At 42.1% G+C, this 1,857-nt stretch carries 1 protein-coding gene; it reads right to left on the bottom strand.

Annotated features, from left to right (window positions below; translation table 11 throughout):
* Positions 1-628: 628 nt before the first annotated feature.
* Positions 629-1,807 (bottom strand): tRNA epoxyqueuosine(34) reductase QueG, encoded by a 1,179-nt coding sequence (gene queG / locus AB4232_RS21985; protein ID WP_029222983.1) that lies wholly within the window; start codon positions 1,805-1,807, stop codon positions 629-631.
* Between the last annotated feature and the right edge of the window lie 50 nt (positions 1,808-1,857).

The following is a 1,857-nucleotide window of genomic DNA, read 5'->3' as shown; positions in this document are numbered from 1 at the left end:
CCCGATGTATCGCTCCAGTTTACTTTTCATGGTAAACAAAACTCTTTAAGCCACAGTGTTTAAAGACGACCTTACCGGTCACGCTCTTTCTTTAATGCTGCGAAGCATAATCCCCCCAAAAAGCAAATAATCCTCCATTATGGTGGATATTTTTTTTTCTTAAATTTTTGTTAGCAACAAGAATGCTAGTAAACATCAGGTCTCTGAAGCAGATACTTGAGGTTTTTCATATCTATAAACAGACTTATCCACAAAGTATCAAGTGTGGATAACTTGGTTGATAAAGTTATTTCAGACCTAATTCTTTACATTCCTCTAAAAGATCTTTCTTGTTTTCAGTATATTAGCTGAATTGTGCCGATCGTAACTCATTGTTTTTTATCAGGTTGAATGCTTACCTTGAATTTGATAAAAGATCGTTAACTTGTTGTTTTTTGATCTTAATCATTTATCGGTACTGTGTTTAACTTTACGTGGGTGTCGGAAGTTTACGAGAGTTCTGAATTTTTTCCACATTGTTAGAATTGAGAACAAGGTCAAACATTGTTCGAAAATTATGTGCAACGAGTTGTGTTGTATGGTGGGTTGTTGGTGTGGGTTGACCTGCCAATCGTTGATGGCTAAGGGGCTAGGCGTCTCTTGGTAGCCCTTTCTCAACGATGCGTATTAGCCTGTGCTTTTTGGTGAGGATTTTGCTGCTATTTTTTTGCACACAGCTATTTTTCTGCGTAGAGCTATCTTCTTGCATGCTGCTAGCATTGGGTAACTGTTGTAGTTGTTTATTTAAAGCCCACTCAATATGCACATCCAGCATTTCGTTGTTGCCTCGATGAGATTCCAGTGTTTCAACAATGCGTTGTTGAAATGGCGCATTGCCCATAGCAACAAAAATATTGCGTAACCATTGGGTGTGTCCAATACGTCTTATCGCTGAGCCTTCCATCTTCTTTAGGAAGGTCGCTTCATCCCAACTTGAAAGTGAAACAAGGTCTGCCTCTCGGAAGTCTTCTCTGCGGTGGAAGTCTGTTTGCTCAGTGAGTTCGGCATGGCGGTTCCACGGGCAAACTAACTGACAGTCATCGCAACCGTAAATACGATTACCAATTGCGTCTCTATACTCTTCCGGGATCACACCATCATATTCAATGGTTAAGTACGAGATACATTTTCGAGCATCCACTACGCCATCAGCAATAATGGCGCCAGTTGGACAAGAGGTGATACATGCGGTGCATTTGCCGCACTCATCGACACTGGGTTCATCTGTTGGAAGAGGTATGTTAACTAACAATTCTCCTAGGAAGAACCAAGAGCCAGCGTCTTTATCAAGAATTAATGAGTGTTTACCTGTCCAGCCCAACCCTGCTTTTTGAGCGAGCGGTCGTTCCAAGATGGGCGCTGAATCTACGAAAGGACGTGAGTCTAAACCTTCGACTTCCTTCTCGATTCTTTGTCCCAGCTTTTTCAACTGGTTGCGGAACAATTTGTGATAATCGCGGCCTAAAGAATAACGGCTGATATAACCTTGAGTGGTATCGCTTAGGTTAGAGGCAAACTGAGCTTCTGGTGGTAGATAGTTCATTCGGGCGCTGATCACTCGAATGGTGCCTGGGTGAAGTTCATTGGGACGAGCACGCATCATCCCATGTCGAGCCATCCAATCCATTTCGCCGTGGTTGCCAGCATCTAGCCATGCTTGAAGAGGGGCTTCATGTTCACTTAAATCAACATCGCAGATGCCAACTTTTTGAAAGCCGAGTTCTTTTCCCCAGATTTTAATTTTTTCAGCAAGATGGTCTAGATTCATGGCTTCATTCTTAATTCTTATTTTCTCTGTTTTACAATTAGAGATAAGGC

Source organism: Vibrio sp. 10N.286.46.A8 (genome assembly GCF_041470165.1).
Classification (GTDB): Bacteria; Pseudomonadota; Gammaproteobacteria; order Enterobacterales; family Vibrionaceae; genus Vibrio; species Vibrio tasmaniensis_A.
Note: the sequence above shows the minus strand (reverse complement) of the source record. Positions and strands in the feature narration are given on the sequence as shown.

Excerpts from the sequence above, each read along its gene's own strand:
- queG (WP_029222983.1), bottom strand. The coding sequence starts at position 1,807 with ATGAATCTAGACCATCTTGCTGAAAAAATTAAAATCTGGGGAAAAGAA.